Source organism: Myxococcus sp. CA039A (genome assembly GCF_013336645.1).
Classification (GTDB): Bacteria; Myxococcota; Myxococcia; order Myxococcales; family Myxococcaceae; genus Myxococcus; species Myxococcus llanfairpwllgwyngyllgogerychwyrndrobwllllantysiliogogogochensis.
Genome location: NZ_JABUMQ010000569.1, coordinates 1 through 3,391, shown reverse-complemented (window position 1 = coordinate 3,391; position 3,391 = coordinate 1). Strand labels below are relative to the sequence as shown.

The 3,391-nt window shown below is 72.4% G+C and carries 3 protein-coding genes; 2 read left to right on the top strand and 1 reads right to left on the bottom strand.

The window, feature by feature from the left end; genetic code table 11:
* The first annotated feature begins 281 nt into the window (after positions 1-281).
* Positions 282-1,247: a hypothetical protein gene (locus HR086_RS45770; protein ID WP_141647426.1), complete on the top strand. Its 966-nt coding sequence runs from the start codon at positions 282-284 to the stop codon at positions 1,245-1,247.
* 55 nt (positions 1,248-1,302) lie between these two features.
* Positions 1,303-2,391, top strand: a complete 1,089-nt coding sequence (locus HR086_RS45765) for a peptidylprolyl isomerase (RefSeq protein WP_174459673.1) — start codon at positions 1,303-1,305, stop codon at positions 2,389-2,391.
* A 16-nt stretch (positions 2,392-2,407) separates the two neighbouring features.
* Here the strand turns inward: HR086_RS45765 and HR086_RS45760 are convergent, their stop codons facing one another.
* The gene (locus HR086_RS45760) at positions 2,408-3,370 is read right to left on the bottom strand and encodes a lipase (protein WP_141647439.1); all 963 of its coding nucleotides are present in this window, start codon (positions 3,368-3,370) and stop codon (positions 2,408-2,410) included.
* Between the last annotated feature and the right edge of the window lie 21 nt (positions 3,371-3,391).

The following is a 3,391-nucleotide window of genomic DNA, read 5'->3' as shown; positions in this document are numbered from 1 at the left end:
TGGCGGAGGCGGGGGTGGAACCACCCGTGGATTCCTTCTTCTCGGAGTCCTTGCAGGCGGCGACGGTGAGGCACAGGAGGAGGGCGCTGAGGATTCGGATGTTCATGGGGCGCGCAGATTACCCGACCTCCGCCGGATTACAGGGGGTTACGTCGTCCCGCGCGGGCAGGGCGTTGTCTGGGAGGCAAAATCGCCCGCCAGCGACCCGGGTCGACGCAACATCTGGAACCAGGGCACGATGATCCCCACAGAACACCCTGAATTGCGTCTGGAGTCCTGAGTTGGCGCCCATCGAGCCTCGTCCCACCGCCCCGAGTTCCGCTCCCACTGCTCGGCCCGCACAGCCGTCGGCCGCGCCGCCTCCGGCGCCCCGGGCTGACGTCCTGGCGCCGCCCGCCGCGAGGTCGGACCGCTGGGAGCAGCTTGGCAACGAGGTGGCCCGGGGAACCAACGGGGTGAGGCAGTTCTCCGACGCGGTGGGCGCCACCCAGGTGCGTCGCACGCAGGGCCCCATCCGCTTCGGACCGCTCGAGACGGGGCTCACCGGCACCACCGTGGAAGGCGTGAACACCCGAAGCGCCCGCTGGGCCGGCGGCGTGTCCACGGCGGCCAGCGTGGCGCAGCTCCCGGGCGCGGCCTACCTGTCGTTCCGCGACGTGCGCGATGCCTTCCGCAACCCGTCCGGCGAGTCCGCCAACAGGGCGCTCGGCTCCGTGTCGGGCCTCGCGTCCACCGGTCTCAACGTGGCCAAGGGGGGCCTGGACCTCGCGGGCAACGTGAGCAACTTCCGCGCGGCGGCCAACGCGGCGCGCACCGCCTTCACGCAGGCCGCGCCGGAGGCCACGGGCGCCGTGGCGAACCGCGTGGCGACCTCCGCCGCGTCCGAGGCCGCGCAGGGCTCGTCCCGCCAGGTCACGCGTCACGCCGCCGCTCGCGCCGCGGGCGAGGGACTGGAGGACGCGGGTCGTCTGGGCGCCAACGCCGCTCGCACCGCGCTGCAGGGGGGCGGCACGGCCGTGGCCAGGGCCGCGGGCCGCTTCGCGCCGGGCCTCAACGTCGCCATCGCCGCCGCGGACACCGCCGCCGCCGCGAGCACGCTCGCGGACCCGAACGCCGCGGTGGGCAAGAAGGTCACCGCCGGCGTCACCGCGCTGGGCTCCATCGCCGCGGCCACCAATATCCCGGTGGTCAGCCAGGCGGGCGCCGTCGTCTCGACGGTGTCCAGCTTCGTGGGCGCGTTCTTCTAGGCACCGCGCGCCTCCTTCGCTCTGTGCTATCCGGACGCTTCGGAGCGGAGGAAGCATGACGTCCCAGAACGACCCGAAGGGTGGCGGTGCGCGCTCGCTGGCCGAGCTGCACGCGCTCGGAATCATGAAGCGCATGCCCGCGTCGCTGTCGCTGGGCAGCACCGAGCCTGTCTCCCTCCCCACCGTGCAGGCGCCGTCCCTGGAAGGGCTGACGGTGGCCGTGGTCGCACCCGGCCCCATCGACGAGCAGGCCCTGGTGGAGCGCTTCGATTCGCTGCGCCGCCAGCACGCCGACCGCCGTGAGCGACTGGCGGGCGAGGCGGTGGGGCCCGACGACGAGGTGCTGCTGGACGTGCTCGGCTTCGCCGACGGTCGGCTCATCCCCTACTCCGCGAGGGAGAACTGGCGCGCGGAGGTCGCGCCAGACGCGCTGCTGCCCGGATTCTTCGAGGCGCTGGTGGGCGCGAAGGTGGGCCAGTCCTTCGGCATCGAGCTGAAGCTGCCGGACACCTACGTGGTGGAGTCGCTGCGCGGCGTGACGGCGCGCTTCCTGCTCGACGTGAAGGCGGCCTCCGAGTTGAAGCTGTTGGAGGATGACTCGCCGGAGCTGCTCAAGCGCCTGGGGCTGGGCACCCTCACCGACGTGATGGCCCACCTGGGTGACACGCTCGCCCGCGAGCGCACCGAGGAGATGGACCGGCTCACCCAGGAGCGCGTGCTGGACGAAGTGGTGTCGCGCACGAAGGTGACGCTGACGCCCGCGCTGGTGGACGAGGAGATTCGCCGCCGCTGGGCGGAGACCGAACGCCCCATGCTGATTCGCAAGGACTTCCAGCCGAACGAGCTTCAGGAGGCGCTGGAGGGCTGGCTCAGGGAGCCCCTCACCCGCGCGGACACGGAGCGACGGCTGACGTTGGCGCTGGCGCTCAGGGCCATCGCCGCGCGCGACCACGTGAAGCTCGCGAAGGGCGCCGTGGATGCGCTGGTGGCCGACCTGGCCGGGCTGTCCGGCGTCTCCCGCCAGGACCTCATCCGCGCGATGAAGGAAGACACCCTGCTGGCCAAGCGGGTGGAGGACCTGGCGCTGCACTTCGCCACCATCGACAGCGTGATGCGGCGCGTGTCGCTGACGCCGCCGACCTGACATCGCGGCGGTGGTTTCAAGGCGTCTGGAGCGCCAGCGCCACCATCACCTCGGTGACATCGCCGGGGTGGTAGCGGCCCAGTCCCGGGAAGGCGCGCAGCGCGGCCTCCGCGTGGTCCATGTCGTCCAGTCGCACCACGCGCGCGCCAGGCACCTCCGCGTCCAGCGCGGTCACCATGCCGTCGGACGCGTAGCGGTAGCGCTCGTCCAGGTAGCGCTGGAGCGGATAGAGCGACGACAGGCGGGACAGCCGCGAGGTGGCCAGCGACACGGTGGGGATGTCCGCCGGATACGGGTGCTGGCGGATGAACGCCATGCGCTGGGGATAGGACAGCTCCTCCACCGAGCGGGACACTCCGTGGAAAAGCAGCGGGAAGGCGAAGTCGATGAGCCTGCGCATGTCCGGCGTCGAGGCCAGGTCATGGGCGATGGACGAGCCGCCATAAGGCGCCTGGAGCGTCACCACCGCGCGCACCACCCGGCGCAGCTCCGGGTACAGGGCGAGCACGGCGGTGCACTCGACGCCGCCCTTGCTGTGTCCCACCAGCACCACCGAGCGGCCGAAGTGCTCCGCGTCCAGCAGTGCTTCGCGCAGCACCGCGACGTTGTCGAGCAGCAACCCCTCCGTGTCCACCGACGCCTCGAGCACGTCCAGGCCCCGGCGCTCCAGTCGCTGCACGTTGTCCAGCAGGTAGCCGGGCAGCTCGTCCCCCAGCATCCCGCGCACCAGCACGTACTGATGGCGCCGCGCTTCGTCCGGGAGCACGGGCTCGCCCTCGCGCACGGCTCGCAGCAGGTCGTGGAAGCGGCGGGTCAGGTCCACCGTGGGTGGAGTCATCCCCGCGGGTACGCGCTTGAGCCAGCCGGCCATGCCACCACAGCCAGGGCCCCACCAGCGCGGCGCCGCGGGCAGTCCTCGGAGCCCCCGCGTCAGCCGGGCGATGGCACCCGGCTCGCGAGGCGGCGAGGGCGTGGAAATGGGGGGAGGGGGCGCGGGGAC